This window comes from Piscinibacter sp. HJYY11, assembly GCF_016735515.1.
In the GTDB taxonomy this organism is placed as follows: Bacteria; Pseudomonadota; Gammaproteobacteria; order Burkholderiales; family Burkholderiaceae_C; genus Rhizobacter.
In genome coordinates this window covers 1-25,430 of the sequence record NZ_JAERQZ010000001.1, presented here as the reverse complement: position 1 = coordinate 25,430, position 25,430 = coordinate 1, and the positions used below count along the sequence as shown (strand labels likewise).

The window sequence follows — 25,430 nt, the reverse complement described above, 5'->3', positions numbered from 1 at the left end:
GTGCCGCCTATCCTGCAATCACCATGGATTCAGTATCGAGTCGTGAGGAGGTCCCACGAGCGACGATTCCAGGCAGAAAATCAGCGCACGGCGCGCCGTGACGCGACAAGCCGCCGGCGCAGACGCGACGGCAACGCGACGCTGAGCCGACGGACAAGCGACCGGTACCCGGCAGCCCCGCCGCGAAGCCGCCGAAGATGGGTCCACGACGCGCCGGACGGCGCTGGGCAGCAGGCGAACTTCCGACGGGCAGCCGCTGATTCCCTCCCGCAAATCATCGAGCGAGGCGCTGCACACGGCACCTAGATTGGCGGCATTCCACCGCGAGACCGTCGTGCAACTCCAGCCCAAACGTCCTCCCGGACGTGTCGACCGCAAGGCCGGCGCGTACGCCGCCGAGATCCTGCGCATGCGCGCGGAAGGCTACACCTATGCAGCGATCCTCGAGGCGCTGCAGGACGTGGGCATCACGACGACGGAAGCTTCGCTTCGGCGCGAGGTGCGACGTCCGCAGAAGCGCCCGAGCCTCGAGGAGGCCTTCCATCAAAACGGGCCGGATGTCGTGCCACGCCCGACGGAGAGACCGGACGCCGGTGTACGTGGTCCCGGGCCGGCGATTGCGGCAGGTCCCCGCGGTCGCCGCGTCGCCGAGGCTTTCTTCGCGGCCCACCCCAGCAACCCCCTGTTCCGATCCGAGGAGGCTTCATGAAGATCGCCGTCATCAACTTCTCCGGGAACGTCGGCAAGACCACCGTGGCCCGCCACCTGCTGGCCCCGCGCATCCCCGACTGCCAGCTCGTGGCGGTGGAGAGCATCAACGCCGACGAGGGCCCGTCGGTGACCATCCGCGGCCGGCAATTTGCGCAGCTGCAGGAGTTCCTCCAGGGCCCCGACAACGCCGTGATCGACATCGGCGCGAGCAACGTCGAGGAGCTGCTCAGGCTGATGCTGCGCTACCGCGACAGCCAGGAAGACTTCGATGTCTTCGTCGTGCCGACGGTGCCGGCGCGCAAGCAGCAGCAGGACACGGCCGCCACCCTGGAGGAGCTCGCGCGCATCGGCGTTCCACCGGCCAGGCTGCGGCTGCTGTTCAACCAGGTCGACGACGACGACCCGCTGGAGCGGTCCTTCGAGACGCTGCTGGCGTACTGCGCGGCGTCGCGTGTCGTGCAGCCCGACCCGGCCATCGTGCTGCCGTACAACGAGGTGTATTCGCTTGTCCGCAGCAGCACACGATCGCTCGTCGAGCTGGCCGGCGACGCGACGGACTACAAGGCAGAGATTGCCCGTGCCGCCTCCCGCTCGGAGGTGCTGGCTCTGGCGCAGCGCCTGGCGCTCCATCGCCTCGCACGGGGTGTCGTCCCGCAACTGGACGCCTGCTTCACGGCCCTTCGGCTGGCGCTGGCGTGATGTCGCACCCACCCACCGCCCGCGAGGCCCTGATTGCGGAGATGCTGGGCGACATGGCGCGGGTGCTCGACAGGGTCGAGGTCCTGGTCCCGGCGCTCGAGCGTGCACGCGTCGACCTGGCCGACCAGCTCGCCCACTTCGAAGGACAGATGGTCCTGCTGACCGAAAAGGCCAAGCTGTCAACGGCCGAGTACATCGCCCGCCGCACGCGCGAGAGCACCGCGAACGTGCTGCGTCTCCAGACGCAGGCGATGAGCGAGTCGGCGCGCGCGGCCTTCGGGACGGAGATGGCCGCGGCCCGTCGTCAGCTGCTTCAACCTCTCGAGCAGCTTCGCCACCGGCTGGAACGCCCCTGGCGCCAATGGTTCATGTGCACGATGGCAGCCGGCGTGGCGTCGCTGGCCTCCAGCGCCCTCACCTGGTCGCTGATGACCTGGGGCTTTCCCCTCCGCTGATCCGCCTCAGTGGTAGTCGTCTTCCAGCTGGTGGCGCACCGCCAGGACGACGATCTCGTCCGCGCCGACGATCTCGAAGAGCGCCACGTAGCCGGAACGCCCGAACGAAATCACGAGCTCCCGCAGGAAGGCGGAGTCGCCGGCCTTGCGGCAGGTAAACGGAGAACTGCGCAGCGTGGCGATCCCGGCCTGCACTGCGGCGAGCGCCTGCTCGGGCAGGGACAGGTCGCCTGTCTCGCTGCGCAGTTCACGCTCCAGGATGAAATCGAAGAGGCGATCGAGGTCCCACTGGGCCGCACGCGTGAAGCGGACCCTGAAGCTCACTTCCGGGGCTTGGCCAGCCGCTTGCGCGCCGCGTCCAGCTTGCGCTGCAAGCCGACGACCACCGCATCGGCCGAGACATAGTCACCGGTGCGCCGCGCTTCGTCGCGCGAGCGCAGCCCGCGTGCGATGAACTCGGCCTGGGTCTGCCGCCGCGCGACGCTGGCACGAACGGCAGCTTCCACAAACTGGGAGAGCGTCTCGCCCTCCGCCAGGACGGCTTCCACCTCGTCCCGGAACTCGGGCTCGACGCGGATGGACGGAATGGTGGCGGTCTTCATGGCCCCATCGTATCGCAATTGCGATGCACCGGGACGATCGTTTTCCGCGACGATGGGAAACGGGACGAATAGCGGTTCGGACATGCCTTCGGTCCTCCAGGTTGGCGAATCGGCACGGCGAGGCGATGAAGGCATCGGCCGGTCCTCGATGGCCGGCCGACGCCGTTCAAGTCGACCACACCGCGCGACCAAGTAGATCGTCCCCTGCCCTGCGCCGCGCCGTCCGCTGAATCCTTCCCAGGATTCAGCGGAGAGCAGGTCACGCCTTGAGCTTGCGCATCTCCTCGGCCAGCGTCCACAGCGCGCGGTTCAGGCTCACGCCACGATCGATGCTCCCGACCTCGCGGGTGCGCATGCGCCGGCCCTGCACGGTGCGCCCGCGCAGACCGCCGCGCAGCAAGTTCTCCTGCACGCGCTGGAAGCTGTCCCAGAGGCTCGCCCCGCGGTCTTCCATGCGACGCGGCTCGACAAGCTGTTCGGCCGTGATGGGCACCGGCACGCCCGCCGGATGCTGCGCATAGCGCAGCGCGAGCGCCGCACGCGCGAAGGCCTGCTCCTCTGCGGATTGAAGCGTGACCGACTTCATGCCTTCGGTGGACGCGTCGATGGTCTCGAAGTCCTCCAGCACACGGAACGCCCCTTCGATCACCTCGCCCTGGATGTTGCCCTTGTGGGGGATCCGGATGTCGTGCGCGATGTCGCCCACCACCAGGCTGTTGAGGCACACGAAGCGCAGCACACCGGCGAGCATCTGGTAAGAGCTCGCGCCGTCATGGCTGTTGATCAGGATGATCTCGTGGGCCTCGGGGCGCGCGCGGGCCGCGCCATCTCCGTCCCGCGCGTGGCGCAGGCGGATCAGGTGCTTGGTGAAATCCTCCTTGCCTGGCGCGCGGCACCTGCCCTGGGCCACCATGAAAGGCTCGAAGCCTTCGCAGCGAAGCCCTCGCAGGACGTCGATGGTCGGAATGTAGGTGTATCGCTCGGAGCGGCTCACGTGCTTGCACTCGGCGAAGATCGACGGCGCCACGGCGCGCATCTGCTGCTCGTCCAGAACTGTCTCGCTGCGCAGGCTGCGCGTGGTGCCGGCGAAGCGGGTCGCCAGTCGGGTGTGGGTGTTCATGCGGAACCTCCTGAGGTTGGGCGAAGCGACTGGCACCGTCACCGGCACGCCGCCGCTGCGCTGGATGGGAACGTGTTGTGATCGGGAAGCGCGGGCTCAGAACGGAACGTCCGTGTGGGCGTCCGGCTTGGCGACGTTCGTGACGGACGGCGGACGTGCAACCGAGCGGGACGAAGGACGTGCGGCCTTGCGGTTCGGGGCGACCGGACGTGACCCCGACACATCACCCGCGCTGTGCATCGGGCCGTTCGTCGATTTTCCCGACTGCTCGCGGCCGCGTCGCGCCTCGCCTTCGGCCTTCGTGTCCAGGTAGTCGAGGTCCTCGACGGTGAAGGTCATGCCGTAGACCATCTGGCCGTCTTTTTCGTAGTTGTTGTTGCGCACGCGGCCGACGATGTTGACGCGGCTGCCCTTGCCCAGGTACCCGGCAGCGGACTCCGCCTGCCTGCCCCACAGCGTCCATTGAATCGCCGTGGTCTCCTCCTCGCGCGCCTCGCCACTGCCCCACCGCACATTGCTGATGGCGGTCACGACCCCCTTGGCGACCTGCCCATCACGCCCGCTGACGTATTCGAGGCGCACGGGACCGGCGAAGCGGGCATTGCGTTGGATGACTTGAACATTGGCCATGGAAATCTCCTTGAACGAAAGACACCAGCCGGACCCAGGACCCGGGCCCTTCAAACTGATCCTTTCGGTTGGACTTCCTCGCACCCGCCCTGGGGCGGGCGGGGGGTGGGGTGGCCTTTCGGTTCCTTCAGCAGCGATGACGGTGAGCCGGTCACCCGGCCCACCGTATGAAGATCCCCCCTGCAGTCCCCTCACCCAAGACGGGGGCGAAAGGGGGGTCGCGGTGGGCTGATCCGGCGTTCGCTGCCTCGGCGTTTCAGAGGTCCCCACGACCGCAGACGGTGTGACAGCCTGGCTGGCGCATCGGATGCAGCGAAGGGACCGCCCCGTGTCCTGAGGGCCGGCGGCCCCGCGAACGCCGTGCCAGCTCGCCTGGCGCGGGGGTCGAGCCCGCCCGATCACTTCAGGCCGCCGCGCGCGGCCCGCACGACGATGATCATTTCTCGGGCGATCTGACTCGCCCCACCCGTTTGCTCGTTTCCCCGCGATCAGCGCGCCGCGCTCCACAAGCTTGTCAACAGCAACGGTGGAAACCGTCGCCGCACGGAGCGCAGGCATGTGTCCCGGCCCGGCTCGATGAGGGCGGCTCCCCACCTCGACTCGACCGGCTGACAAACTGCGAGGTCCACCCCGGCGCACGCTGCCACGCACAACGCGCTGCAACGATCCACGCCCGACAGGGGCTCACTTCAGATGCAAAGAAAGGAGGCCGAAGCCCCCTTTGCCTAGAGCAAGCCGCTCTCTGCGAACGACGTCACCTGCCCAGGCGTCACCACCAGGTGATCCAGCACACGCACGTCGATCAGCATCAGCGCCTTGACCAGGGTCTGGGTCAGGCACTCGTCCGCGCGCGACGGTTGCGACAGGCCCGATGGGTGGTTGTGCACCAGGATCACGCCGGCCGCGTTCTTCACCAGCGCCTCGCGGACCACCTCCCTCGGATAGACCGATGTCTGCGTCACCGTGCCCCGGAACAGTTCGACGTACTCGATCAGCCGGTTCTGCGCATCGAGCAGCATGACAGAGAACACCTCATGCTCGAGTGTGCCGAGACGCACGCGCAGGAAGTCGCGCACCGTGCGCGGCGCATCCATCACGCTGCGATCGTGGATCGCCAGCCGCAGCAAGCGCTCCGCCGCCAGCAGCACCTCGTCAGCCTGCGCAGGTCGACATTGGTCCGTGGCGGTGTCACGTACGAGGAGGAAGGTCGATTCGACGGAAGAACCGCGAGGAACATTGCGATCGGTCGCCATGGTCAGCTCCTGAAGCGGGCGGAATTGCCCGTGACGGACGCCTCACGGCGCAGCGCATCCGTCCAGGTTCGCCAGACGGCCGAAGGCCGCAAGCGCACAGCGAAGCGGCGCGCGCAGACCTTGACGGAGAGAACGCCGTGAGACGATGGAGGAGCCGCAAAGCCACACCCCTACCTTGTCCATGTTGAACTAGCCAGCACCGAGATGAGCTGGTCCGTCGCAAGCTGACGTCCAGCGAATGACCGTCCGGAACGCAGCGAGACCTGACTCTTAAATGACCGCTTTCGCGGTCATCACCTCAAGGCAACTAGAAGAGCCGGAGAAGGAAGAGAACTAACGTTTGACATGAGAGGCTCGACCCGGCTTGCCGGGGCGAGTTCTCTCGATGGAAGGGTTAGGCCTCACTGCCCACCCGGGGAACCACATAGTAGATGGCGTCACCTTGACCGCTATAGCGGCGGACTTCGTACTGCTTTGTGTCAACTCTGGCGGCGAGAAGAGGCGGCGCTGGAACTGGAACGGATACTGATTCGATTGGATTTGGGAACTCTGTTCCATTCGGATTCGGCGTATGGACGTACAGCGCATCGTCTGCCGAGTTCTCCAGATCTATGTATGCGAAGACTTGATGAGGTTGACCATAGGCTGCGAGTTCGGCCCGCGCTCTTCTGAGGGCTCTAAGAAGCGCATTCAGATGCTTGATTCGATGGGCTCTGCTTGCGTTACCTCGACCGTCCCAGTCGAAGTGCTCGTGGTGGAGATCGCACCACCCCTTTTGATCCATTCGTACGGTGAACTCGCGAGTCTTCTTCAGGAGCTTTGCGTAGTACCTTCGATCGGCGGGCAGCATTGGTCAGGCCTAACGTTTGACATGAGAGGCCCGCCCCGGCTTGACGGGGCGGGTCCTCTCGGTGGAAGGGTTAGGCCGCTGCGTGCTCACGATAGAAATACCTCCTTGCCTTCAGACGTATGCGATCCAGCTACGGACGACATCCACGAAGGCCAACTTCTTGGCATCGAGATCGTGCATGTCTTTGAACACGATCGTCGCCCTGTCCTTTGCTAACCACCGCAACAGACCTTTGGCATCGCCGATCGGCATGCCTCCGGGCGCTACTTCTCTGACTTTCGCTCCGAGGTGAAGAATGATTCCGATCCCATTCTTCTCTCGCAGGTTCGTCGTCGCGAAGTACTCTGTGGTCCGGAAGCTTGGAGCGTTCCATTTAATGCCTTCAGCGACGCTGGGGCTTGCCGACAAGATCAGCTCTCGGATCGCCTGAACTTCATCCTTGTGGGCGTGCTCGAGAGTCTCCATGAACTTGTCCACGGCTTCCGTGGTGTCAGCGGCAGTCGCATGCGCGGGAGGTTTTGGTTTTGTAGGCGCCACGACGCGTTCTCCGTTCGTAATTTCAGTGGGCTAACGTTTTATATGAGCGGCGGCCACCGGCTTGCCGGGCGACGTCCTCTCGATGGAAGGGTTAGACGGCGGTGTGCCTTGCCCTAACCGCGCGGCCAAAGTATAGTGTGTATGCCGAAATGAAAGTATGCACATCATGCGAACCAACATCGTGATTGACGACAAGCTCATGGCTGACACCCTGCGTGCCACTGGCTTGCGCACCAAGCGCGAAGCCGTGGAGCTTGGATTGAAGACTTTGCTTCGGCTTAAGCAGCAAGCTGAAATTAGGAAGCTGCGCGGCAAGATTACCTGGGAAGGTGATCTCGATGCCATGAGGCGTGACAAGTGATTCTTGTGGATTCGAGCGTTTGGATCGACTACTTCAGAGGGCGACCAACGGCGCAGACTGACCTGCTTGAAGGACTTCTTGACTCCCAAGAGCTCGCAATTGGTGACCTCATATTCATGGAGGTTCTCCAGGGGTGCAAGTTCGACAAGGAGTTCAACGAAGTTCGGCGTCTTTTGGGCCGCTTGGATCTCGTGGTTCTTGGTGGCGAAGATGTGATCGTGGAGGCAGCGAAGAACTACAGAAAGCTGCGCCATCTCGGTTTGACCGTGCGAGGCACCATTGATGTGGTGCTCGCCACTAGGTGCATCGTCAGTGGTCATCAACTGCTTCACAGCGATCGTGACTTCGATGCCTTTGAGCAGCACCTTGGGCTGCGCTGCGTGGGTTCCGCCGTCTAACGTTTGACATGAGAGGCATGCCCCGGCTTGCCGGGGCATGTCCTCTCGATGGAATGGTTACGCGTCATTGAGTCGGGCGGCGAATTACTTCGCCTAGCCTTGCAGGCGGCACCCCAAAACCTCCTACGACGGATCTTTGAACGGCTTGCATTGCATCGATCATGGACTTGTCGTAGTTTGCGGGATTGTTCGGAAGAGCTGGCCAAGCGAAGCGTATTGACACAGTCACGTCGGCTGCTTTGCGAACTGCATCAACAACGTTGTACCTGGCGCCTTGCTGCTCTGTGGTCTGCGAATGGGTCGTCCAGCCGTCTTGAGTGCGAACGGTCGGTACGGCGGGGCCGTATTGCTTGCCAACCTCTGACATGGCAGCTTTTCCTTGCTCGGTATCCATGGCAAACAGGGAGACTATGACGTTCGTGGAATGAGGCGTTCCGCTATCAGCGGGATTGGCTATCTGGAAAACGATGGCTGCGACCGGTGGTTTCGTTTGGGCTTTGAGCACCTGCCAATCGTCTGGCACGTTGAACCGGACGTAGCCACCTGCTGTGACGACTGTGAGTTCAACTGCGTGAGCGAGGTGGCCGCATAGGAGAAGTGCGATCGTAGTGGCGAGCTTGCGCATTTTGGACTTCTGGCGCCTAGCGTTTGACATGAGAGGCGGCACCTGGCACACCCCGTACTACCAAACCTTCTAGGACTCTCAGCGGAGCTAAGAGGTACGACTGGTCAAGCTCTAGCACGAAAGACAGCCTGTTTTCGTAGGTCGCAAGTGACCACGCTTCTCCGGTGATTTGAATATGGCCGCCTGTATTGGCGACGAGCTTCATGGTGAATTGCTGCTCAATGGGTGTGAACTCGGCTTCGCCTTGCAGTGACTCATATAGGCTTCGCAGTTGCTTGGTGAAGAGTTCGAAATCAACTGTCTCGACCCAAGGGCTGATCTCTCCACGAAAGCAATGCACTGCAATTTCGACGCTTGCCTGTGCCCAACCTTCTCTTGAGTAGGAGCCAGGAAGCGTTAGCTTGATGTATTCGGAGTCGGTGCCGAAGTGAATGACGTTCATGTGACGCCTAACGGTTTGACATGAGAGGCGGCGCCCGGCTTGCCAGGTGACGTCCTCTCGATGGAAGGGTTAAGCCGCATTGGGCTTGCACGGAACACTGAAGTCAACGTGGTAGTGCTCATCATGGCGAACCCAGGGCTTGCCCTTCATGAAGGGGAGTGTCTTCTGAAGATGCGGACCGCGCGCCGTAGCGAACAGCTTCGGAAGGTAAGCTGAATCAAGGATGACCAGCGAGATGCCCACGCCCCTCGCTTGGGCCACCCGTTGTAGTTGGTACAGGTGCTCTGCTAGCGCAGGAAAGTCGATCGTGTATTCGTTGTATTTGCCAGCTTGATCGAACTCAATGTCATAGCCCAACTTGTTCGTGACGCCTGCCGGCAGTGGGACTGACTTCCCCTTAGCGTTGCGAACTGGGACGAAGAAATCTACAGAGAGGCCGTTCTGGTGAGTTCGGTGCGGTCGCAGGCGACCACCGGCAGGCCAACCGGTTTCTCCGTACACATAGACAGTTGAAGGCTGGTTCTTCGCCAACTCTCCATACGCGGTAACGATGATCTCCGCGACCTTGGAGTGAACGTGAGTTCGACCGGCGGTTGTACCTAGAGAGCTGTAGGCGCTGAAGTTTTTTCCGCTCCCTGGCAACTTGACGCTGTTTTCGATGCGCCCGTTGCTGACTGTGCCGTAGCACTGGCTCTGCGCGCCTACCGCTTGAACCGATAGCCCGCTGAGCGTGGCAAAGAGAAGGAAAGCGTATCGAAGCATCGAACTAAACGCGGCCTAACGTTAGACATAAGAGGCCCGACCCGGCTTGCCGGGGCGGGTCCTCTCGATGGAAGGGCTAGGCGTCACTTTGCCGCCCTGTGATTCGCTGCACGAGAACACGCCAACCTGAACGAATGAGCGTGCATAGCAAGAGCACAGCATCTATGGGGTTCAATGCTGCGAAGCCGACAAAGAGAAGCGCCGCTGCTGCGAGAGGTCCCGATAGAGGGTAAACGAGCCGTTCCCACCAAACTAGCTTCTCCCAGTTAAGCAGCGTGGCAGTCAGGCTGATCGCAGAAGGGGTTGCTACCAGGAATAGGAGCCAGGTGTTCCGTTCGCCTATGCGTTTCGAAACTGCCTCGACAAGCCAAAGGATTGCTGCCGACACGCCGACTAGCAGCCCGAGACTGGCGATCAACTGGAGCGCAATGCTCATGCTTAGTGACGCCTAACGTTTGACATGAGAGGCGACGCCCGGCTTGCCGGGCGACGTCCTCTCGATGGAAGGGTTAGGCCGCAGCGCTGACTTGCTCAAGAGTTGCATGAAATTCATTTCCTCCTCCGAAGACAACCAACTCGATGAGAACACCGTGTCCGCCTGTGGTGGCCAACACGCACTCAACTACGGCGTAGAGATTGTTGTCGTTTGGTTTGAAGTACTTGACCCGTGTTGCTGGCTCTGCGCCGTAGTCGAGTTGCGTGTCTCCTAGCTCAGCAAGGCTCGATCTGAGATCTTCTTGAATCGCCGTGGCCGGATTTCGCCCCAGCGCAACTGCATACCCCAGTCTTTCAGCAAGGTCTGAGAACTTGCCGGCCGCGAGCAACTTGCCAGCCTCGACGGTCAACGCTGTAAGTGGCTCGGGCTCAATCTGCAATGAGGACAGCTTCATTCCGCGGCCTAACGTTTGATATGAGAGGCTCGACCCGGCTTGCCGGGGCGGGTCCTCTCGATGGAAGGGTTAGGCGCCGCGAACTGCCTCATGGCCGCGGAACCTGCTCGAAGAGCCGAACAACAATGGCTTTGTCTTCTGGATCGGCGATTGCAGCCATAGCGCTCTGAGCCAAGGCATAGGAGCTTTGGTGATGCTCACGCTTGCCGGCGGCGTGCGCAGCATTGGCATGGATCGCATGAGTGAGGGCGACCTCCCAATCGGGCGTGGAGGGCTCACCCAGAAAGTAGGCTCGCATTTCCTCTGCGAAGAGCAACGCAGATTGTCCAAGTCCAGCCACAGCATGCGCCTGAGACAGGAGCATGAGTGCGCGTTTGTGGTTCAGTTCGTTTCCGGCGGCTTGCCAGTGCCAAGCTGAAGCGTGCGCAGCGTTAAGAAGCGCAAGCTTGTCGACTTGAGCGCTTGGCAGCTCTGCCACGTCCCATGCTTGGTTATTCGCCGTTACAGCGAAGAACCGTTGCCAGCTTTCTGGCTTTGTGTCTTCAGGTGCCTTTGCCATAGCGCTTTCTCTCCCTTACGGCGCCTAACGTTTGAGATGAGAGGCGGCGCCCGGCTTGCCGGGCGACGTCCTCTCGATGGAAGGGTTAGGCGTCGCGCTCAATCTCACCACAGAAGCACCGCCTTCTCTTGCGCAATCAACTTCTCTAGCTTCCTAACGTCACCGGTACCTTGGTCAACGATGTCTGGGCAGAACTTGTACACGCGGTTGGCGAACGCACGAAGGTTCTTTGGCAGTGTCTTGGGTCTCAGTTGGACAACATCGGTTTCAGCTTGCCAAATGTCGATTCCGAACTCATCGTTCCACCTCACAAGCTCCTTGATGAAATCTTCGGTACTTAGCCCATGGTTCACCCCATCTGTAGCTGCGACGCGAAGGATGTCGAACTGGTCTTTCCCGGCTGCCACGACAAGCTCGACCCCGTTCGGCTTTGGCGTTGCATGGCTGTTGGTTACGCCGACGAAGGCCACTAGCCCTGCTGGAAGCTTGGTTCTGACTAGATTGAGTAGGCGCTCCGCTTGCTTCTCAGGGACTAGAACGGATGGCCCGTCCGAATACACCCCTCGCCCAAAGTCTTGGGTAGAGAACTCGCGAACGGGCTGACCTGTCACGTCCTGCAGTATCTGACTTCCCTGAGCGAGCAATGAAGACGGCTGAGCCCCTACGAGGTAGCCAGGCAGCAGACCAATCGAAAGCAGGAGGGTGCGGCGATGAATCATTTCTGGGACGCCTAACGTTTGACATGAGAGGCGGCGCAAGGGCGTAGCCCTTGTGACGTCCTCTCGATGGAAGGGTTAGCGCGCATCTTTCGGCGGCTCCACTGCATTGCTCCGTAGCTCACCTTCTCGACGCTGTTCTCTTGCAATAAGGTCTGCTGAGACTAAGCCAAGCAAGGAACATGAGTACGTAAAGAGTGCTGCGTTTGCCATGTCGAACGCAGAGTAGCGTGGAATCTCTTCTTCTGGCAGTTCGATCCCTTCTTCACGCTGCTTAGGTTCTGGCAAAGACACACCGAGCTTGCCGATAACTGACTCTGTGTAGCTTTCGATCTTGCCTCGCAGCTCGGCGGGTTGAAGATTGTGTGCAAGCAGGTTTCGTAGTTTGTTCAGATCTGCGATTGCGACCCAATGCCAATTGTCCGGAGATACATGGGTTGAAATCGCCCGAGCGACTGCTAGGCGCTGCGCGAACGTGAGGCGAGCGCCATCAAGTGCTTGTGGATGCGGCAGACGACTTTGTATGTAGTCCCGCAGCACTTCTTCGAAGACCAGATGCGTCTTTAGCAACGAGTACGTGGGATCGGCTTCCCGCTGCGTGATGCTGCCTAGGAACAGCTCGAGGCTTCCGTACTTGACGTGATAGGGCGACTCGATAGTCATTTGATGCGCGCTAACGTTTGCCGACCCGCTCTGCGGCTCGGCATGTAGCGCACCACCCTCCCTGAAGAACATTGCCGGCGCGCGCCTCCCACTCATGGCCCTCGGCACACCGGAACCGGTAGTAGGTGCGGCTGGTGATGTACGCCTCGGTGAGGCACTCGCCACCGTGGGTGCGGGCATGCTCTTGAAGACGCGACAGGTTCACATGCTTGCGTCGAGCCAATCCCACCTCGGCTCGCGCGCATTGCTGATTGCTTGCGACGTGGCAGCGCACGCCTCGCCTGCGGAGGGCCTGCACGGTGCTCATCACGTCGTCGAAGACCTCGATCGCGTGGATCACATCCAGCGTCTGCGACAGAAGGCCTGGTCGATTCCACTTGGCCAGGACGCGCTCCAGCCGTTCTGCGAAACCACCCTCGGTTTCGAGCACCTCGGTTTCGGCCTGGAAGATGTCGTCGAGGACGGCCTTCGCCTGTGCCTCATCGCTGAGGCCGAGGACCGACTGCAACGCAGGTTGCCAGTGCTGGGTGGCGTGCTGGAGAACTCCATCGGCATCGAAGAGGATGTGCTTCACAGGCGACAGCTCTCCGACCTGCGTCGACGTGTTGAAACCCTCAGGACCCACGCCGCACCTTCCAGAACTGCTCGACCCAGTCGGCTTGGGAACTTGTCGCGGGCATCGACACGCCGCGGCTTCGACTCAGCCGGTGAAAGATGTCCTTGCAGGGGATGCCAAGCAGATGGAGGAGACTGCCGGCGACCACGCCCGTGCGTCCGATGCCGGCCCGACAGTGGATGGCCACCGCCCGGCCGTGCTGAAGCTGGTCGCGCAGAGCGTCCGCATTCTGCTGCACCTTAGAGTGTCGACGTGTCTTTCCTCGCGTTCGCACCCGCAATCGCAGAGGCCAAGGATTCCATGGCCGCTGCGTGGACGAAGACCGCCAGCAACTCCGGTTTCTCCAGCACGGTACCCGGCCCGAATTCTTCGTCGAAGTGCTCGATCGCCGCCGCAAAGTGCTTCTTCACCGTATCGTGCGCCAGTGCCAGTCGGTACTGGTCATCGAGCGAGATTTCCTGAACGTCAACCCCTGTCATGGATCCCTCCCTGTTGTGGAGAGCATCATGGCGGAGATGATGCCGGGTCGACAACCCTCCTGAGCGTGAGCCCCCAATGGAGGGAATGCTGGTGACGAGGCGTCCTATCGATTGGCTGCTCGGAAGGCCTTCCTGAACTCCCTGCCAGTTCGGTTGCGGAATTGGGCTTTCACCACGACCGCGCCGTCAAACGTTCGGTGGAACCAGTTTGCCGCGTTCTCGTCGTCCGCGATGAGTCGCATGGCCTTCTGGATCTCCCGCGACGTTCGCCCTCCCAGGTCATCAAACATGGCGTCGCAGGCGGGTTGCACCGACTCCTTGAAGAGGTCGTCGATGCTGACGAGCTCAGCGGGCCCGTCGGTAGCTTCTTGTGCCCTCCTCCCAAGTTCTTCAGCGAGCGCGTCTCGCTGGGCCGGCCCGCCATGAAACCCGAGCTCATTCAGCACCCCATCGACGATCTGCCCCAACGTCACGTCGGGATGAAACACACGACCGATCTCCAGTCCATACGACCGGGAGTCCACATCGTCCTCAACGACAATCACTCCCGGGCAGACGCGAATCGGCAGCGTCAACAGCTCGCGCACCGGTGTGAGCGAGATCGACCACGCAATCCGCTCGCCCTTCTTCCGGCCGTACGCAGGAGCATCGTCTTCCAGTTCGGCGCCGAGTCCGTGAAGCTGCAATCGCTGCGTTGGGAGATAGGTTCGCCGGCTGCTGTCGTAGCCCCATTGCTGGTACAGCTCAAGGTACTCCATCCGCTCGTTCAATGACGGCTCGCGGCTGGAAAGCGGAAACGCGCCCAGCTGCGCCTCCGCACAGATCTCTTCCGACCAGTCGCGATGAAACACCTGGCGCAGCGTGGCGTCCTTTGCCAGCAGACCCAGAACGTCTGCCAAGGTCACGCAAGCGTCCAGCTCGACCGTCTCGAAGAGGTGTTGATGCGCTCGCATCGACACATCGACCCGTTCGCTCAGGTCCTCGTCGCCATCTTTCACCCAACGCTGCGCCATCAGCGCCGGCCCCGGTCTCAGAATGAAGTTTTGCATTTGCTCGAGCCGTTGGCCGTGGAGGGTCGGCCTCAATGCTGGAGACGATACGTGGCACAACTCATTCCATCAACGTCGGCATCCCACTTGGGAGAGACGTCGGGTTCGTCGAGTTCAACAGCCACCTTCAGGATCTCAGCGATCTTCCTGCCGCTTCAGGTTTGACATGACAAGCCGACCGGACCTTCCCCCGGGGCCCGTCCCCTCGGAGCACCTGGTGCGGCTTTACCGAACACGAGGAACGCCGGGCCTGCGATCGTTGCAGCCTTCTCCGATGACGATTTGCCCGAGGAGCATGAAGAACTCGTCGGCCATGGCGACATGATCCCTGGCCTCTGGCAGGTATTCCGCGCGACTTTGAATGACCTGAACCGCTGAAAGCAGGCAATCCAGGATTTGCTTCGAGACGACGTGCTCCGACTTGAGAAGCTCCGCCTTCTCGCACAGGTGGGATCTGAGCGCGTCGAAAGCATCCTTGTCAAACACTTCGGTCGCAAGAAGTCTGCCCACGGAGCGGGCGTGAAGCCCTTGCAGCTCAAGGTCGAAATTGTTCGGTGACATCTGGTCCATTCTGTCAGCGGTCGTGTGGTGGTGAGGCAGTGCCCCGCCCGCAGCGCCTCAGTTCGACATAGGAGGTCAGGCCCGGTTCGCCGGGACCGGTGGTCTGGATCGGAAGCGTAACGCGCCGCTGTCCGAGCTATCTCGAATGAAGTCGTCAGGCTGCAAGGTGTTCTTTGCGCGAAGCTGAAGAAGTGACAAGAAACCAGCCAAGAGAAGCAGGTCGTCCAAGTCTCACACAGCCGGTTTCCAGTTCCCGGTGGAAACGGCATGGACCGCTAGTGGCCCACTCGAAGACCAAGAAATGTGAAGAACGCGACCCAAAGAAGCTCCAGGTAGCAAGCGGCATTGATGGTCTGAAGGACAGGAACTCGCCAGCTCCCGCGATACACCTTGATGGCGAGAGCCATCAGGATGGGCGGGACGACCAGTGAGACGAGGAACAGTGGAACGCCAACCTGCGGTTGGAGTGGCCTGCCTTCCGTGGTCAGCAGACCCAGGGTCGTGAGGGATGCCAAGGCCAGCCCAGGCAGGGCGCCCAGCAGCACGTCACCCGACGCAGCATCCTTTGGAGCTGAAAAGAAGTAGACGACGCTGACCCACACCGATGCGAGGGGAACGATGAAGAGAAGAAATAGAACGCCGTCCACAGCTGCGCCGGCTAGCGATTGAGATGACACGCGTGGCCCGGCTTGCCGGGGAACGTTCCCTCCATTGAAGGGTTGTGCGTCATGCTGGCATGGGAGCTCTCGACGAATTGCGGCGGCAGCATGATGACCCACAGCCGCCCTGCTCTCATGACTTTCGATCAAGAAGGTGGTTGGCGCCATCACTGACGCGGACAGGCTCCAGGTCAAAGGGATCCACGCCTTCAAGACACCCAACGTTGTAGCCGCATTCATCCGGGTTCGAGCGGCGCTGGTGGTGTGTGTAGACGCCGCAGTTGGAACAGAAGTAGTGACGGGCGACCTTCGTGTTGAACTGGTATTCCTTCAACGACGACTCGCCTTGCACGACCCTGAGACCAGACCTCGCCACTGAGCCCATGATGGCGCCTTTCCGACGGCACATCGAGCAGTTGCATCGCAGTGGATTGACGATTCCGTCAGGGAGATCGAGCTCCAGGACGACGGCACCGCAATGACAGGAGGCCCGGTGCTTCTCCTTGATCTGAACTCCTCCAACACTCTTGAACATGGCGATCCTCCAGTGACGAGCCTGCGCGTCCTACAGATGACATGAATGGCGCGCCCTGGCTTGGCGGGCGCCCTCCCCGTCGATGGAAGAGCCAGGCCGCATCCTGAGCGTACGTGTTCACGGGGTCGCTATTCTCGTCAAGCAAAAGGTGGCGGCTCTTGCCCGTGCGGCCCGCACAGGATGCCAAAGCAAGGTTCGGTGAGCTACTGATGGGTGCGCGGCTGAAGTCCCTCAGGGCTTGGGTCCGGCTGAAGGCACAAGGCCTCGGACGCGCCGCGAGATTGCGGCCACCGCCAAGCCAAGGTGCACAAACCACCCTTGGTCCACGGAAACCTCAGGCACTTCCGTGTGACTGCAATGAAGCCGTTCGTCGCAGCTGGCAGAAGGGTCCGAGATTCTTTGAGGCGGCCCGACATTCGACATGAGAGACCGTGCCCGGATCGCCGCGACTGGTCCTCTTGGTGCTCGGACTGGCATCACTTTTTGTGGGGCACGGAAGGCGGTGGACCTTTGAAGACCTCCAGCGCCCCGTCGATGCAGGCCCAGCTCGGCGCGCTGGCGCTCCAGATGGTGGCTGTCGGCTTGATGGACGACGGGTCATCGAGTGTGCCCAAACGAACGACGGTCAAGCCCTGGCGACCGGTCGAATCAGAGAACAGCTGGGTGCCGCACTTGGGACAGAAGCGGCGGGTCACCGTGTTTCCGCTGTCAGCAGTCTTCTCATGTTGACCCGTCGTGCCAGTCACTTTGAGTGCCGCACTTGGAAACACGACATTCGCGGTCCCATTGGATGCGATGCGTTGACAGTCTCGACACCAGCAGATTCGCGAAGGGCCGGGATCGGCCGTGACTTCATAGCGAATCTCCCCGCAGAGGCAGCCACCGGAGTAGGTCTTCATGAATTACCTCGCCATTCGAATGAGATGCAGCCTCGTATTCTGCTGCCAGTGATGCCTACCGTTTGACACGAGAGGCGGCGCCAGCGCGCGCCCCTGGTGACGACCTCTCGACCGAAGGATCAGGCGCCGCCGCTCTGCCGATGAACCTCCGCACTTCGCTGTCGAGCCTGGACCTCAAAGTGGTTGTCCCAGTAGGGATCTCGAGCCTGGAGCAACTGCCAGAGGCTTGACGCTCCATACGCGAGAAAGAAGAAGGGACCCCAGCGCTCATACTGCTCGACGTGCACTCGCTCGTGCGGTCCGATGCGAACAAGCTCTTCCTCCGTGACAGCGAGGATGACATGGCCAAGGACGATGCCACGAAACGACAGGCTGCTTGCGAGCCTGCCGCAGTCCGCTGGGCACCGGCGATAGGTGACCTCCAGGGCGCCCGCCGAATACTTTGCCTTGCCACCCATGGCAAGCAGCACGACCGCCAATAGAAGCCCGACCAGGGAGCACGGAAGGGCCCAAAGATGCTTCGCCAACCTGAGCCAATGCATTTCAGCGGCGTTCAATGTATGACATCAGGGGCCCGATCCGGGTTGCCAAGGCTGGACCTCTCGGAGGAAGGGTAGGCAGTTCTACTTCAGAGAAGAACTCCATGAGCCTATTCATGAGCTCGATCGATGCCGATGCGTAGTCTGGGACAACATCCCGCCAGCGTGTTTCGACTGCCGCACTTGCAGAAGGATCCAGCTGAAGAACGCAACCGCGAGAAGCAGGCGCATGACGCTCGCCAAACGACAAGCTAACACCGGCCAGCGCAAGCAACGACGGCGCTCCCGGGACGTGGCTAGCGTGATTCGCTGATCGAACAGCGGCCACAGATCGCCGCGATCAGCAGCGCCAAAGCCACTTGGGTCAGTCGGCCGGCTTCGCATGCCAACGGCCAAAGGGGTGCTTAGACAGACTGGAGTTGAAATAGCGCGCGTCGTGAGTGACCTCTTCTCCAAGCCACTCCGGACGCGAAAACGACTGCTCCTCCGACTGCAACTCAATCTCTGCAACGACGAGACCAGCGTTCTCCCCCAGGAACTCATCGACTTCCCAGGTGCTTTGCTCGTGCCGGACGACCCTGCGAATCTTCTCGATCAGAGGACGCTCGCAGAGCAGCAGGAGTTCTTGGCCATCGGCGAGGGGAATCTCGTACTCGAACTCGCTCCTTGAAGCACCTTCATTCCGACCTTTGATCGTCAGGTAGGCCTGCTCTCCCGCAATCCGAACGCGCACGGTTCGGTCTTTGGCCCGGTTGAGGTAGCCCTGACTGAAGCGAATGCCGCCGCCTTGGCGCCGTGCGGAGCCTACAACCAAGAATTTTCGTTCGATTTCAACGCCCACCTGCTCTCCTCGACCGCCTAACGTGCGACATGAGAAGCCTCACCCGGCTTGCCGGGCAGCCCCTCGCGATGGAAGGATTAGCCGACACCTCGGGGACCAATTCCCTTGGTGGCGCGGTCAATGTCATTGGCCATGCAGGACAAGGCACCGACAAGAAATCGACCAAACACATAGGCGTTCAACTTCTTTGACTCCGCCTGTGTGAGGCCACCCCCATTCAGACGCTGGAATGTGGAGAGCAACTGAACATCCGCTGAAACCCGAGAGTGGACGCACTTGCACGTCGTCGAAACGGCATCTGGAACAGACGGGAAAAGTGGTTCGATCTCCGGATCGGAGTACAGCTCATCGACCGCCTTGGTGCACAGGTCCGTGAAATGCCTGTCTGCGTTGGGCTGTTGCTCAACTGACAGGCAGACTGTCGGCAGCAAGAAAAACGAGAAGAGAACGTAGTCCCGCATTTGCATCTTCTGACTACTCGCTTGTGGCGGCCAACGTTTGACATGAAAGGCGACCCGGCTCGCCGCAACGGGTCCTCTCGATGGAAGGGCTAGAGCGCATTCTCACCGCCGTTGACGAACCATCTGACTGCCACCACGACACCGCCAACGGCGCCAAGGACCAGACAGGCCAGGTGGAGCGTGCTCAGGGGAACGACGCCAAGCAGCAAATTGCCGAGCGCAAAGGGCGAAAGTGGCCGCATGTCGCTGTGCATGGCGCTGTCTAGCACCACGTGCGAGTACGCACCCAGCGCAGCACCAATACCGACTTGCTTTGAACTGAGTTCCCGCCAGCGAAACAGATTGGGAAACCAGTAGCGCGATGCGAACGCGCGCAGGCCCAAGAACAGCAGGACGGCTGCGACGACGACCAGCGTCGCACCCACATACGTGTGGAAGAACGCATGTACCGGATGCCGCTGGTGGATGAGGTTGTAGAGCGACTCCAGATCAATGAGCACATTGGCTGCGCAGAAAGACAGGAAGCTCACATGCTTCGGAGCCACCGCATGCAGAAGCGCTCCAGGCCCGAAGTGAAATGGTGTGATTGGCATGCCGCTCAAATTCTCTCCGACGTGACCAATGAGCCCAGCCCTGGCCTGCCGCGGCTGGTCAACGTGATGGACGGGTTAGCCACCTCGGCGACTGCGAATTCACGCATTTCTTTTCGCTTTCTGGCAGCTTGATGCTGTTTTCGATCCGCCCGTTGCTGACCAAGCCGCAGCACCGGCTCTCGCGCCTACCGCTTGTCCCGATAGCCCTCTGAGGGAGGCAACGCGAAGGAATGCGTATCGAAGCATCGATCCAAATGCGGCCTACCGTTTGACATGAGAGGCCGCGCCCGGCTTGCCGGGCGACGTCCTCTCGATGGGAGGGTTAGGCGCTCCGGCCGAGAGGCGGCCTGACGGCTTTGCCAGGAGTGCTGACATCACCATCACCAGCAGCCGCCTCACGCCTACTTCCCTGTTTCGGCGTATGCCAATCGTGCGGCGAGGTGCGCCTTCAGACGCTCCTTCGCTCCCGGCAGTCCTGCCTTTACCGCGCGTTTCGCACGGTGAACGTTATCTCGCAGGACATGACGTCGCGCGCGGTTGCGCTGGGCTTTGATGATCATCACTTCTCCAGTAGTGAGTGCGCAGAGTAACCCATGCGGCTTTCCTCAATCCGACCTCGAAGAAGCTGAGCGACGAACTCGCCGAGCACCCCGGTTGCAGTACTTCCGGCAACCCCCGGGCTCAGCTTCAAGCTTCAGGGCGCCTAATGTTGGACAAGAGGCGCCCGATCCGGCGTGCAGGGACGCGTCCTCTCGATGGAGTGGTCAGAGCGCTGCAGCAGCACTGCAATGCACTGAGGCGCGCCAGCAGTCGGGAATGCACACGGAAACGAATGAAACGAGGAAATTGGCATCTGAAGCACCGTTGAAACAGCCGGCAGTAAGACTCAAAGGAACTCTTTGAGTACTGCCATGAGCAACCGGCCGAAAATTCTGAAGCATGTCTCGTCGTCAAAGCGAGGTGCTCCGATCGACCTGCCACAGAAATCTTCTCAGCGCTGCGAGACAGCGCCGGACTTGGCCAACCTGGAAAGACAAATCGTGAGAAGAAAAGTGGCTGTCGTTCTGGAGTCAGAGCTTCGGCTGAAGATCATGGCCCGGGCTCGTGGCTAGAGGTTTTGAGCAGTTGCGGCTGCGGCGAACCAGCACGCGAACTTTTGACATGAGAGGCCCCACCCGGCTTGCCGGGGCGGGTCCTCGATTGAAGGGTTAGGCCGCACCCGCGTCAGCGCTCGCTGGTGGCCACCCGAACGCCCATGCCTACCAGGGTGAAGCCGGCTACTCCGTCGACGGCTCGCCGCACCTTCGAGTGGCTTAGCCATGCGCCGGCAAATGCGACAAGGGACACATAGATGGCAAGCCATGCAAACGTGAGCAACGAGAAGACGAGGCCCAAAAGGATGAGGTGGGAAAGCATTCCCTGGCCTTGCGGGGCGAACTGTGGCAAGACACTCGCAAAAAACACTGCCATCTTTGGATTGGCCAAGTCGTTGAGGATTCCCTGAAAGAAGGCCTTTCGAGGTGACAGTGTGCTGGGTGCCTGCTGTTTGAGGCTGGGGAACGCGGACTTGGAAAGAGCCGATCGAAGCGATTGCACCCCCAAGTAGACAAGGTACGCTGCGCCGGCCAAACGTAGAGCATGAAAGATTGGCTCGGATGCCAGAAGAACGGCAACCAAGCCAAGACTGGTTGCAATGGCCCAGATGAGTTGGCCCACCGACACACCGAGCGCGGTGGCCAACCCTGCGGGTCTACCGCCCGCGACAACGTTGCGTATTGTCAATGCTGTGTCAGGGCCAGGCGTGGCTATCACGACAGCAGAGATGACCAAGAAGGCAAGGAAGGACGAATCCATGAGTCTCCTGTGCGGCCAAACAATTTGACATGGGAGGCGGCGCAAGGGCACAGCCCTTGGACGTCCTCTCGATGGAAGGGTTGGGCGTCATCTTTGCGATGAGCGAGCTTCTCCGATTCTTGCTGCGAGCTCGGGCTCGACAGGCATCGGCTTGAATGGACTGACGTAATCTGTCCAAGAATCTCTCCTGGCTTCCGATGCCGGGCTGCCCACATGAGCATGTGCCAATGCACTCTGACGTGGTGTGCCGTCGATGCCTGGCCGAGGACGTGAGCTCTCTCCAGATGAGAGAACGCCTTGTCGGTTTGGCCCGTTCGCTCTGCGTTTAGCGAAGCAACTATCTCGGCATCAACATGCGGCCGGATCTTCGTGCTGAACGTACTCATGATGCGCCTCCTCGTGACGCCTAACGTTTGACATGAAAGGCCCGACCCTGCCTGCCGGGGCGGGTCCTCTTGACGGAAGGGTTGGGCCGCACCATTCAGGCAGGAGCCAAAAGCTGCAACCCGACAATGCCAGCGATGACCAGACCGATGCAACAAATACGGGCGAGTACTGCGGGCTCTTGGAAGAGCACCATGCCTACGACTGCCGTACCCGCAGCGCCAATGCCGGCCCAGACCGCATACGCCGTACCAACTGGAATGACCTTGAGCGTGAGGCTCATGAGCCAAACGCTCAGGATGGCAGTTCCGATAGAGATGAGGGAAGGAACCAGCTTTGTATAGCCGTCAGAAAGCTTCATGCTGACGGAGAAGGCGATCTCCAGAAGTCCAGAGGCGGCGATGAGCAGCCAGGCCGAGGTTGTGTTCGTGATGGCGAGCATAGGCGTGACGTTGGAGCACAAGTGCGACTCTGCCAGTCCGAGCTTTCTGCGTCCAGAACACCCTTGCCATGCTGGTCACCGTCACGCGGTAGTGCACGGCGCCTTGCCAGTGCACCTCACGTTTGACAGGAGAGGCGGCACCCGGCTTGCGACGCCTTACGTTTGACATGAGAGTCGGCGCCCGGCTTGCCGGGAGACGTCCTCTCGACGGAAGGGTTGGGCGCCGGTTTTCGAACAGCCTCGTATGGCGCCGCAACAAAATGGATCATTGCGCGAAGCTGAAGATGATGGCAAGAAACCAGCCCAGACCTTCGGCCACACGTGCCTGAGCTACCTCGTGAGAAGTCAGGCTCCAGGATCGCCGCAGATGCACGCGGGCAAGCCATATGGCCACTGCGATACTGCGCCTGCGACTAGCGGAAGAGGCGACTGCCAATAGGCCGAAGCCAGACCCGCGGCAGCGAGAAGCAGGGTGTTTAGTACCAGCGTTGCACTACCGGCGGAGCCGGGCGTGAAGCTCAAGCTCCCGCATTGTTTGCCGGCTGCGGGGAAGACACGCGAAGACAGCAACTTGGCCGCAAAACCGAAGGACTCTGCTTCGCAATGTGGGCATGCGTACATGCGGCGCCTCACGTTTGCCATCAGAGGCGTTCCCCGGCTGGCCGAGGGGCGTCGTCTCGATGGAAGGGCTAGCGGGCACACAGCGCTTCACGTCAGAACCCTCCCCGCTCTGGGCTTGTATGCCATTCGGCCGGGCCAGGCGCATAGCTACCCGGTGGTTCGCGTTCCAGGATCGCGCTGACGGCAGCGCCAAGGTCCAGCTTCAGATGCTCCTTTGCAGATGCCGATCCTGCATCCGCTAGGTCTGCATTGAGGACGAACACGCGAAACGCCTGCCAGTCTTTGCTGAGCTGGGAAACGAGGATACGTGCGAGATCGTAGGAGAGCATGTTTCCGTCGTCGGGGCGAAGGAATGACTTGCCTGACCAGAATTCCTGGATTTCCGTCTTACCCCAGAACGCGAGGTGTTTCGCGTGCATCTGTTGCGGTGTGAAGGGCGGCGGTCCCTGTGGGCTTAGACGATGCTCCGTACTCACAGCGAGGCCCTCGTTGAGCCAGGCGGGAATTGGCAGGTGACTCACGCAGCCGTGCGTGAGCTCGTGTGCAACAACCGGCTCGATCGTTCTTAGATCAGATTTGATTGTGACGAAGTGGCCGCAGCCTGCGCTGATGAACATGCCGCTGCTGGCAGCGAACTCTCCATCTGCGGCGTAGTAGTGGGCCACGTACTGATAGTAGGGTTCGTCGTCTTCGAACACGATGAGGATGTCTTTTCCCCACTCAGGCACCTTCGCGATCCCGTCTAGAACGCGAACCACCCGTTTCAGCGTCTTTGATACATAGGCCAAGGTGGCGTTGGCAACGTTCGGCTCCAAGGTTGAGAGGAGGAAGGCTTCTTCTGTCTCCCGAAGGTCGTATGAGGGACCGAGCGCTGCCTGCATATGCCGGAGCCACGCACGTTCCAGATCGGACAAGGCGAGACCCCGCTCCTTCGCAGTAGGGATGGAGTTGACCCATGCAAGAGCAGCCTCCCAATCTAGGATGGGAAAGCCGCCCTCGTTTGAGAGGTGTGACAGCAAGTCGAACGAGTTGGCTCCGGGCGCCTCGATCTCTGCAGGAGGTTTGACTTCCGCTGGGGACGTTGCTGCCTCGGTGTCGCGGGAGTTTCCCGGAAGCAGCGATCTGAGAAGCTTGAGCATGGAGCGAAGGTGATCTCGTGACAGCTAGCGTTTGACACGAGCGGCCCGACCCGGCTTGCCGGGGCGGGTCCTCGCGATAGAAGGCTTAGACCTCACCTTGTGCCTTGCGAACGGACATGATTGCCAGGAATGAAGCAAGCGGACTCTGAGACGATGGCGCGCGATAGACGCCGAGCGCTCCAAGGTGACGAACGCTCATTGCTGCCAGCTCCCAGGCCATAGGCATGCCATCAATCTCAAAGGCATCCTCGTTTGCAAAGATCTCCATTCCAGTTAGATCTGCCAGGGCTCGCAGAGAGCTTGCTTTTTCCCGCAAAGGCTCAAGAACGGAATCGTTGGCCCACGCCCATTTCCACGTATTGGAATCGGACGCGTAACTACCGATGTCAATCACCGAAGCTTCCAAAGCCTTCGCGTCTTTGATGTCGAAGAACTCCAGGGTCTCCGTCTCTTGGTCGAACCACCACCGACTGAACTTTCCAAGGCCGTGATCGTCCGTCAGTTGTTGTTGCTTTACTCGTAGCTCAGCCACTGCTGAGTCCAGGAAGCTGGAAAACTCATCGTCAGTCATAGGCGTTGGTGAGTTCTGACGTTTGACATGGGAGACGTCGCTGTTGACCAACCGACGAGCCATAGAGGACCGAGTTTAGTTTTCATCTCGATCCTTCACTCCCATGACTTCTCTCCATCTCTTGAATCGATTTTCAGGAAGCCGTGGTATTCGTCCTGGCCATCGGCAAACTGGGCACTCCGACCGGATCCCACACGTAGTGCAGAACTTCGTCTGTTCGTTGGTACAACTCCAGTTCGGCTGGACTGAGTCTCATGCCCATTGGCATCTGAGGCAGGATCGCTTGCCGGGGCGGATCCTCTCGATGGAAGGGTTAGGCTTCACTGAGATAGCCTCGCTCCACCTCTAGCTGCTGATTCTCGAATATGGCCATGGCCGTCTTCATGCGCAAGAAGCCGAACTTCCGATAGAAGGACTCTTTGCCCGGAACCGCGTACAAGATGATCTTCTTGTGGCCACGCGAGGCCTCGATAAGATGAGCCACGATCTGCTTGCCAAGCCCACTGCCTTGGTGACTTGGCATGACGGCGATATCGCAGATGTACGAGCAGTCGGCTCCGTCTGCGAGCGCTCTTCCGGCACCAACTAGCTTGGAGTCTTCATAGACGAAGCACTTGAACAGGCTGTTCGATAAGACCTTCTGCAAATGCATGGGCTTCTTGTCGCCTAGCGGTGCAGCCTTGTAGAGCGCCGATAGCTCGGCCCAGTCAATCGAGTCTTCGGTGTATCTCCATTCAAGCGCCACGCGAGCACTCCTCGTTGAAGCCTAACGTTTGACATGAGAGGCCCGACCCGGCTTGCCGGGGCGGGTCCTCTCGATGGAAGGGTTAGGCCGCATTGGGCTTGCAAGGAACACTGAAGTCAACGTGGTAGTGCTCATCATGGCGAACCCAGGGCTTGCCCTTCATAAAGGG

37 protein-coding genes are annotated in these 25,430 nt (G+C 60.8%); 6 read left to right on the top strand and 31 right to left on the bottom strand.

Annotated elements, in window-relative coordinates; genetic code table 11:
- Positions 1 to 334: 334 nt before the first annotated feature.
- Genes JI745_RS00185 through JI745_RS00175 form a run of 3 tightly spaced genes read left to right on the top strand, consistent with a single transcriptional unit; the run spans position 335 to position 1,865 of the window.
- The gene (locus JI745_RS00185) at positions 335 to 709 is read left to right on the top strand and encodes a hypothetical protein (RefSeq protein WP_201802842.1); all 375 of its coding nucleotides are present in this window, start codon (positions 335 to 337) and stop codon (positions 707 to 709) included.
- Positions 706 to 1,410, top strand: a complete 705-nt coding sequence (gene stbB, locus JI745_RS00180; RefSeq protein WP_201802841.1) for a StbB family protein — start codon at positions 706 to 708, stop codon at positions 1,408 to 1,410. Before JI745_RS00185 ends, stbB begins: the two co-directional genes overlap by 4 nt.
- A complete protein-coding gene (locus JI745_RS00175; protein ID WP_201802839.1) occupies positions 1,410 to 1,865 on the top strand; it encodes a hypothetical protein in 456 nt (151 codons plus the stop codon). Before stbB ends, JI745_RS00175 begins: the two co-directional genes overlap by 1 nt.
- A gap of 6 nt (positions 1,866 to 1,871) precedes the next feature.
- Here JI745_RS00175 and JI745_RS00170 read toward each other — a convergent pair whose 3' ends face one another.
- The 6 genes from JI745_RS00170 to JI745_RS00145 all read right to left on the bottom strand — a co-directional run bounded on the left by JI745_RS00170 (position 1,872) and on the right by JI745_RS00145 (position 6,785).
- The gene (locus JI745_RS00170; RefSeq protein WP_201802838.1) at positions 1,872 to 2,189 is read right to left on the bottom strand and encodes a type II toxin-antitoxin system RelE/ParE family toxin; all 318 of its coding nucleotides are present in this window, start codon (positions 2,187 to 2,189) and stop codon (positions 1,872 to 1,874) included.
- Entirely contained in the window at positions 2,186 to 2,551 is a 366-nt protein-coding gene (locus tag JI745_RS00165) for a YlcI/YnfO family protein (protein WP_310738425.1), read from the bottom strand. The genes JI745_RS00170 and JI745_RS00165 overlap by 4 nt, the downstream gene beginning before the upstream one ends.
- 175 nt (positions 2,552 to 2,726) lie before the next feature.
- Positions 2,727 to 3,587: a DUF932 domain-containing protein gene (locus JI745_RS00160; RefSeq protein WP_201802837.1), complete on the bottom strand. Its 861-nt coding sequence runs from the start codon at positions 3,585 to 3,587 to the stop codon at positions 2,727 to 2,729.
- A gap of 96 nt (positions 3,588 to 3,683) precedes the next feature.
- The gene (locus JI745_RS00155; protein ID WP_201802836.1) at positions 3,684 to 4,217 is read right to left on the bottom strand and encodes a single-stranded DNA-binding protein; all 534 of its coding nucleotides are present in this window, start codon (positions 4,215 to 4,217) and stop codon (positions 3,684 to 3,686) included.
- A 725-nt stretch (positions 4,218 to 4,942) separates the two neighbouring features.
- Positions 4,943 to 5,470 (bottom strand): DNA repair protein RadC, encoded by a 528-nt coding sequence (gene radC / locus JI745_RS00150; protein WP_201802835.1) that lies wholly within the window; start codon positions 5,468 to 5,470, stop codon positions 4,943 to 4,945.
- A gap of 961 nt (positions 5,471 to 6,431) precedes the next feature.
- Complete coding sequence (locus JI745_RS00145; protein WP_236674856.1) at positions 6,432 to 6,785, bottom strand: DUF1801 domain-containing protein; 354 nt, start codon at positions 6,783 to 6,785, stop codon at positions 6,432 to 6,434.
- Positions 6,786 to 7,023: 238 nt separating this feature from the next.
- On the opposite strand from JI745_RS00145, the gene JI745_RS00140 reads away from it, so the two are divergent.
- Together JI745_RS00140 and JI745_RS00135 are read left to right on the top strand one after the other, a co-directional pair.
- Positions 7,024 to 7,218 carry a type II toxin-antitoxin system VapB family antitoxin gene (locus JI745_RS00140; protein WP_201802832.1) on the top strand — a complete coding sequence of 65 codons (195 nt, stop codon included), beginning with the start codon at positions 7,024 to 7,026 and terminating at the stop codon, positions 7,216 to 7,218.
- A complete protein-coding gene (locus JI745_RS00135) occupies positions 7,215 to 7,616 on the top strand; it encodes a PIN domain nuclease (RefSeq protein WP_201802830.1) in 402 nt (133 codons plus the stop codon). Before JI745_RS00140 ends, JI745_RS00135 begins: the two co-directional genes overlap by 4 nt.
- A gap of 64 nt (positions 7,617 to 7,680) precedes the next feature.
- Here JI745_RS00135 and JI745_RS00130 read toward each other — a convergent pair whose 3' ends face one another.
- From JI745_RS00130 to JI745_RS00045, 18 genes are all read right to left on the bottom strand, one after another.
- Positions 7,681 to 8,241 carry a hypothetical protein gene (locus JI745_RS00130; RefSeq protein WP_201802828.1) on the bottom strand — a complete coding sequence of 187 codons (561 nt, stop codon included), beginning with the start codon at positions 8,239 to 8,241 and terminating at the stop codon, positions 7,681 to 7,683.
- A 16-nt stretch (positions 8,242 to 8,257) separates the two neighbouring features.
- Positions 8,258 to 8,683 carry a hypothetical protein gene (locus JI745_RS00125; RefSeq protein ID WP_201802827.1) on the bottom strand — a complete coding sequence of 142 codons (426 nt, stop codon included), beginning with the start codon at positions 8,681 to 8,683 and terminating at the stop codon, positions 8,258 to 8,260.
- A 69-nt stretch (positions 8,684 to 8,752) separates the two neighbouring features.
- Positions 8,753 to 9,445, bottom strand: coding sequence for a penicillin-insensitive murein endopeptidase (locus tag JI745_RS00120; protein WP_201802826.1), 693 nt, complete (start codon positions 9,443 to 9,445; stop codon positions 8,753 to 8,755).
- A 509-nt stretch (positions 9,446 to 9,954) separates the two neighbouring features.
- The gene (locus tag JI745_RS00115) at positions 9,955 to 10,335 is read right to left on the bottom strand and encodes a hypothetical protein (protein ID WP_201802825.1); all 381 of its coding nucleotides are present in this window, start codon (positions 10,333 to 10,335) and stop codon (positions 9,955 to 9,957) included.
- Between the two features lie 88 nt (positions 10,336 to 10,423).
- The gene (locus tag JI745_RS00110) at positions 10,424 to 10,894 is read right to left on the bottom strand and encodes a hypothetical protein (RefSeq protein WP_201802824.1); all 471 of its coding nucleotides are present in this window, start codon (positions 10,892 to 10,894) and stop codon (positions 10,424 to 10,426) included.
- A 104-nt stretch (positions 10,895 to 10,998) separates the two neighbouring features.
- Positions 10,999 to 11,613: a DUF4253 domain-containing protein gene (locus tag JI745_RS00105; RefSeq protein WP_201802823.1), complete on the bottom strand. Its 615-nt coding sequence runs from the start codon at positions 11,611 to 11,613 to the stop codon at positions 10,999 to 11,001.
- 75 nt (positions 11,614 to 11,688) lie between these two features.
- Entirely contained in the window at positions 11,689 to 12,273 is a 585-nt protein-coding gene (locus tag JI745_RS00100; RefSeq protein ID WP_201802821.1) for a hypothetical protein, read from the bottom strand.
- Between the two features lie 10 nt (positions 12,274 to 12,283).
- Positions 12,284 to 12,847, bottom strand: coding sequence for an HAD family hydrolase (locus JI745_RS00095; protein ID WP_201802820.1), 564 nt, complete (start codon positions 12,845 to 12,847; stop codon positions 12,284 to 12,286).
- 40 nt (positions 12,848 to 12,887) lie between these two features.
- Positions 12,888 to 13,127 carry a protein-tyrosine phosphatase family protein gene (locus tag JI745_RS26865; protein ID WP_201802818.1) on the bottom strand — a complete coding sequence of 80 codons (240 nt, stop codon included), beginning with the start codon at positions 13,125 to 13,127 and terminating at the stop codon, positions 12,888 to 12,890.
- Between the two features lies 1 nt (position 13,128).
- Positions 13,129 to 13,368: a hypothetical protein gene (locus JI745_RS00085; RefSeq protein ID WP_201802816.1), complete on the bottom strand. Its 240-nt coding sequence runs from the start codon at positions 13,366 to 13,368 to the stop codon at positions 13,129 to 13,131.
- 104 nt (positions 13,369 to 13,472) lie between these two features.
- A complete protein-coding gene (locus tag JI745_RS00080) occupies positions 13,473 to 14,417 on the bottom strand; it encodes a hypothetical protein (RefSeq protein ID WP_201802815.1) in 945 nt (314 codons plus the stop codon).
- Between the two features lie 225 nt (positions 14,418 to 14,642).
- Positions 14,643 to 14,987, bottom strand: coding sequence for a hypothetical protein (locus JI745_RS00075; protein WP_201802814.1), 345 nt, complete (start codon positions 14,985 to 14,987; stop codon positions 14,643 to 14,645).
- A 266-nt stretch (positions 14,988 to 15,253) separates the two neighbouring features.
- Positions 15,254 to 15,625, bottom strand: a complete 372-nt coding sequence (locus JI745_RS00070; protein WP_236674855.1) for a hypothetical protein — start codon at positions 15,623 to 15,625, stop codon at positions 15,254 to 15,256.
- 145 nt (positions 15,626 to 15,770) lie between these two features.
- The gene (locus tag JI745_RS00065) at positions 15,771 to 16,172 is read right to left on the bottom strand and encodes a GFA family protein (protein ID WP_201802812.1); all 402 of its coding nucleotides are present in this window, start codon (positions 16,170 to 16,172) and stop codon (positions 15,771 to 15,773) included.
- A gap of 476 nt (positions 16,173 to 16,648) precedes the next feature.
- A complete protein-coding gene (locus JI745_RS00060; protein WP_201802811.1) occupies positions 16,649 to 17,071 on the bottom strand; it encodes a GFA family protein in 423 nt (140 codons plus the stop codon).
- Positions 17,072 to 17,974: 903 nt separating this feature from the next.
- Entirely contained in the window at positions 17,975 to 18,451 is a 477-nt protein-coding gene (locus JI745_RS00055) for a CYTH domain-containing protein (RefSeq protein WP_201802809.1), read from the bottom strand.
- Positions 18,452 to 18,528: 77 nt separating this feature from the next.
- Positions 18,529 to 18,912, bottom strand: coding sequence for a hypothetical protein (locus JI745_RS00050; RefSeq protein WP_201802807.1), 384 nt, complete (start codon positions 18,910 to 18,912; stop codon positions 18,529 to 18,531).
- 89 nt (positions 18,913 to 19,001) lie between these two features.
- Positions 19,002 to 19,442 carry a hypothetical protein gene (locus JI745_RS00045; protein WP_201802805.1) on the bottom strand — a complete coding sequence of 147 codons (441 nt, stop codon included), beginning with the start codon at positions 19,440 to 19,442 and terminating at the stop codon, positions 19,002 to 19,004.
- Between the two features lie 18 nt (positions 19,443 to 19,460).
- On the opposite strand from JI745_RS00045, the gene JI745_RS00040 reads away from it, so the two are divergent.
- Entirely contained in the window at positions 19,461 to 19,637 is a 177-nt protein-coding gene (locus JI745_RS00040; RefSeq protein ID WP_201802803.1) for a hypothetical protein, read from the top strand.
- A 269-nt stretch (positions 19,638 to 19,906) separates the two neighbouring features.
- Here JI745_RS00040 and JI745_RS00035 read toward each other — a convergent pair whose 3' ends face one another.
- The 7 genes from JI745_RS00035 to JI745_RS00005 all read right to left on the bottom strand — a co-directional run bounded on the left by JI745_RS00035 (position 19,907) and on the right by JI745_RS00005 (position 25,261).
- Positions 19,907 to 20,065 carry a hypothetical protein gene (locus JI745_RS00035; protein ID WP_201802801.1) on the bottom strand — a complete coding sequence of 53 codons (159 nt, stop codon included), beginning with the start codon at positions 20,063 to 20,065 and terminating at the stop codon, positions 19,907 to 19,909.
- A gap of 664 nt (positions 20,066 to 20,729) precedes the next feature.
- On the bottom strand, positions 20,730 to 21,359 hold the full coding sequence (locus JI745_RS00030) for a LysE family translocator (protein WP_201802799.1): 630 nt from the start codon (positions 21,357 to 21,359) through the stop codon (positions 20,730 to 20,732).
- On the bottom strand, positions 21,314 to 21,745 hold the full coding sequence (locus JI745_RS26860) for a DUF3703 domain-containing protein (RefSeq protein ID WP_201802798.1): 432 nt from the start codon (positions 21,743 to 21,745) through the stop codon (positions 21,314 to 21,316). The genes JI745_RS00030 and JI745_RS26860 overlap by 46 nt, the downstream gene beginning before the upstream one ends.
- Before the next feature lie 95 nt (positions 21,746 to 21,840).
- Positions 21,841 to 22,185 carry a multidrug efflux SMR transporter gene (locus JI745_RS00020; protein ID WP_201802797.1) on the bottom strand — a complete coding sequence of 115 codons (345 nt, stop codon included), beginning with the start codon at positions 22,183 to 22,185 and terminating at the stop codon, positions 21,841 to 21,843.
- 713 nt (positions 22,186 to 22,898) lie between these two features.
- Complete coding sequence (locus JI745_RS00015; protein ID WP_201802796.1) at positions 22,899 to 23,945, bottom strand: hypothetical protein; 1,047 nt, start codon at positions 23,943 to 23,945, stop codon at positions 22,899 to 22,901.
- Between the two features lie 85 nt (positions 23,946 to 24,030).
- Entirely contained in the window at positions 24,031 to 24,516 is a 486-nt protein-coding gene (locus JI745_RS00010; RefSeq protein ID WP_201802795.1) for a DUF6882 domain-containing protein, read from the bottom strand.
- A 313-nt stretch (positions 24,517 to 24,829) separates the two neighbouring features.
- Complete coding sequence (locus JI745_RS00005) at positions 24,830 to 25,261, bottom strand: GNAT family N-acetyltransferase (RefSeq protein ID WP_201802794.1); 432 nt, start codon at positions 25,259 to 25,261, stop codon at positions 24,830 to 24,832.
- Positions 25,262 to 25,430: the final 169 nt, after the last annotated feature.

What these genes read in the sequence shown, in the direction of transcription:
- stbB (WP_201802841.1), top strand. Translation starts at nt 706, where the DNA reads ATGAAGATCGCCGTCATCAACTTCTCCGGGAACGTCGGCAAGACCACC.
- JI745_RS00175 (WP_201802839.1), top strand. Translation starts at nt 1,410, where the DNA reads ATGTCGCACCCACCCACCGCCCGCGAGGCCCTGATTGCGGAGATGCTG.
- JI745_RS00165 (WP_310738425.1), bottom strand. Translation starts at nt 2,551, where the DNA reads ATGTCCGAACCGCTATTCGTCCCGTTTCCCATCGTCGCGGAAAACGAT.
- JI745_RS00160 (WP_201802837.1), bottom strand. Translation starts at nt 3,587, where the DNA reads ATGAACACCCACACCCGACTGGCGACCCGCTTCGCCGGCACCACGCGC.
- JI745_RS00155 (WP_201802836.1), bottom strand. Translation starts at nt 4,217, where the DNA reads ATGGCCAATGTTCAAGTCATCCAACGCAATGCCCGCTTCGCCGGTCCC.
- radC (WP_201802835.1), bottom strand. Translation starts at nt 5,470, where the DNA reads ATGGCGACCGATCGCAATGTTCCTCGCGGTTCTTCCGTCGAATCGACC.
- JI745_RS00145 (WP_236674856.1), bottom strand. Translation starts at nt 6,785, where the DNA reads ATGGAGACTCTCGAGCACGCCCACAAGGATGAAGTTCAGGCGATCCGA.
- JI745_RS00140 (WP_201802832.1), top strand. Translation starts at nt 7,024, where the DNA reads ATGCGAACCAACATCGTGATTGACGACAAGCTCATGGCTGACACCCTG.
- JI745_RS00130 (WP_201802828.1), bottom strand. Translation starts at nt 8,241, where the DNA reads ATGCGCAAGCTCGCCACTACGATCGCACTTCTCCTATGCGGCCACCTC.
- JI745_RS00125 (WP_201802827.1), bottom strand. Translation starts at nt 8,683, where the DNA reads ATGAACGTCATTCACTTCGGCACCGACTCCGAATACATCAAGCTAACG.
- JI745_RS00120 (WP_201802826.1), bottom strand. Translation starts at nt 9,445, where the DNA reads ATGCTTCGATACGCTTTCCTTCTCTTTGCCACGCTCAGCGGGCTATCG.
- JI745_RS00115 (WP_201802825.1), bottom strand. Translation starts at nt 10,335, where the DNA reads ATGAAGCTGTCCTCATTGCAGATTGAGCCCGAGCCACTTACAGCGTTG.
- JI745_RS00110 (WP_201802824.1), bottom strand. Translation starts at nt 10,894, where the DNA reads ATGGCAAAGGCACCTGAAGACACAAAGCCAGAAAGCTGGCAACGGTTC.
- JI745_RS00105 (WP_201802823.1), bottom strand. Translation starts at nt 11,613, where the DNA reads ATGATTCATCGCCGCACCCTCCTGCTTTCGATTGGTCTGCTGCCTGGC.
- JI745_RS00100 (WP_201802821.1), bottom strand. Translation starts at nt 12,273, where the DNA reads ATGACTATCGAGTCGCCCTATCACGTCAAGTACGGAAGCCTCGAGCTG.
- JI745_RS00085 (WP_201802816.1), bottom strand. Translation starts at nt 13,368, where the DNA reads ATGACAGGGGTTGACGTTCAGGAAATCTCGCTCGATGACCAGTACCGA.
- JI745_RS00080 (WP_201802815.1), bottom strand. Translation starts at nt 14,417, where the DNA reads ATGCAAAACTTCATTCTGAGACCGGGGCCGGCGCTGATGGCGCAGCGT.
- JI745_RS00075 (WP_201802814.1), bottom strand. Translation starts at nt 14,987, where the DNA reads ATGGACCAGATGTCACCGAACAATTTCGACCTTGAGCTGCAAGGGCTT.
- JI745_RS00065 (WP_201802812.1), bottom strand. Translation starts at nt 16,172, where the DNA reads ATGTTCAAGAGTGTTGGAGGAGTTCAGATCAAGGAGAAGCACCGGGCC.
- JI745_RS00060 (WP_201802811.1), bottom strand. Translation starts at nt 17,071, where the DNA reads ATGAAGACCTACTCCGGTGGCTGCCTCTGCGGGGAGATTCGCTATGAA.
- JI745_RS00050 (WP_201802807.1), bottom strand. Translation starts at nt 18,912, where the DNA reads ATGCGGGACTACGTTCTCTTCTCGTTTTTCTTGCTGCCGACAGTCTGC.
- JI745_RS00040 (WP_201802803.1), top strand. Translation starts at nt 19,461, where the DNA reads ATGCAGAAGCGCTCCAGGCCCGAAGTGAAATGGTGTGATTGGCATGCC.
- JI745_RS00035 (WP_201802801.1), bottom strand. Translation starts at nt 20,065, where the DNA reads ATGATCATCAAAGCCCAGCGCAACCGCGCGCGACGTCATGTCCTGCGA.
- JI745_RS00030 (WP_201802799.1), bottom strand. Translation starts at nt 21,359, where the DNA reads ATGGATTCGTCCTTCCTTGCCTTCTTGGTCATCTCTGCTGTCGTGATA.
- JI745_RS26860 (WP_201802798.1), bottom strand. Translation starts at nt 21,745, where the DNA reads ATGAGTACGTTCAGCACGAAGATCCGGCCGCATGTTGATGCCGAGATA.
- JI745_RS00020 (WP_201802797.1), bottom strand. Translation starts at nt 22,185, where the DNA reads ATGCTCGCCATCACGAACACAACCTCGGCCTGGCTGCTCATCGCCGCC.
- JI745_RS00015 (WP_201802796.1), bottom strand. Translation starts at nt 23,945, where the DNA reads ATGCTCAAGCTTCTCAGATCGCTGCTTCCGGGAAACTCCCGCGACACC.
- JI745_RS00010 (WP_201802795.1), bottom strand. Translation starts at nt 24,516, where the DNA reads ATGACTGACGATGAGTTTTCCAGCTTCCTGGACTCAGCAGTGGCTGAG.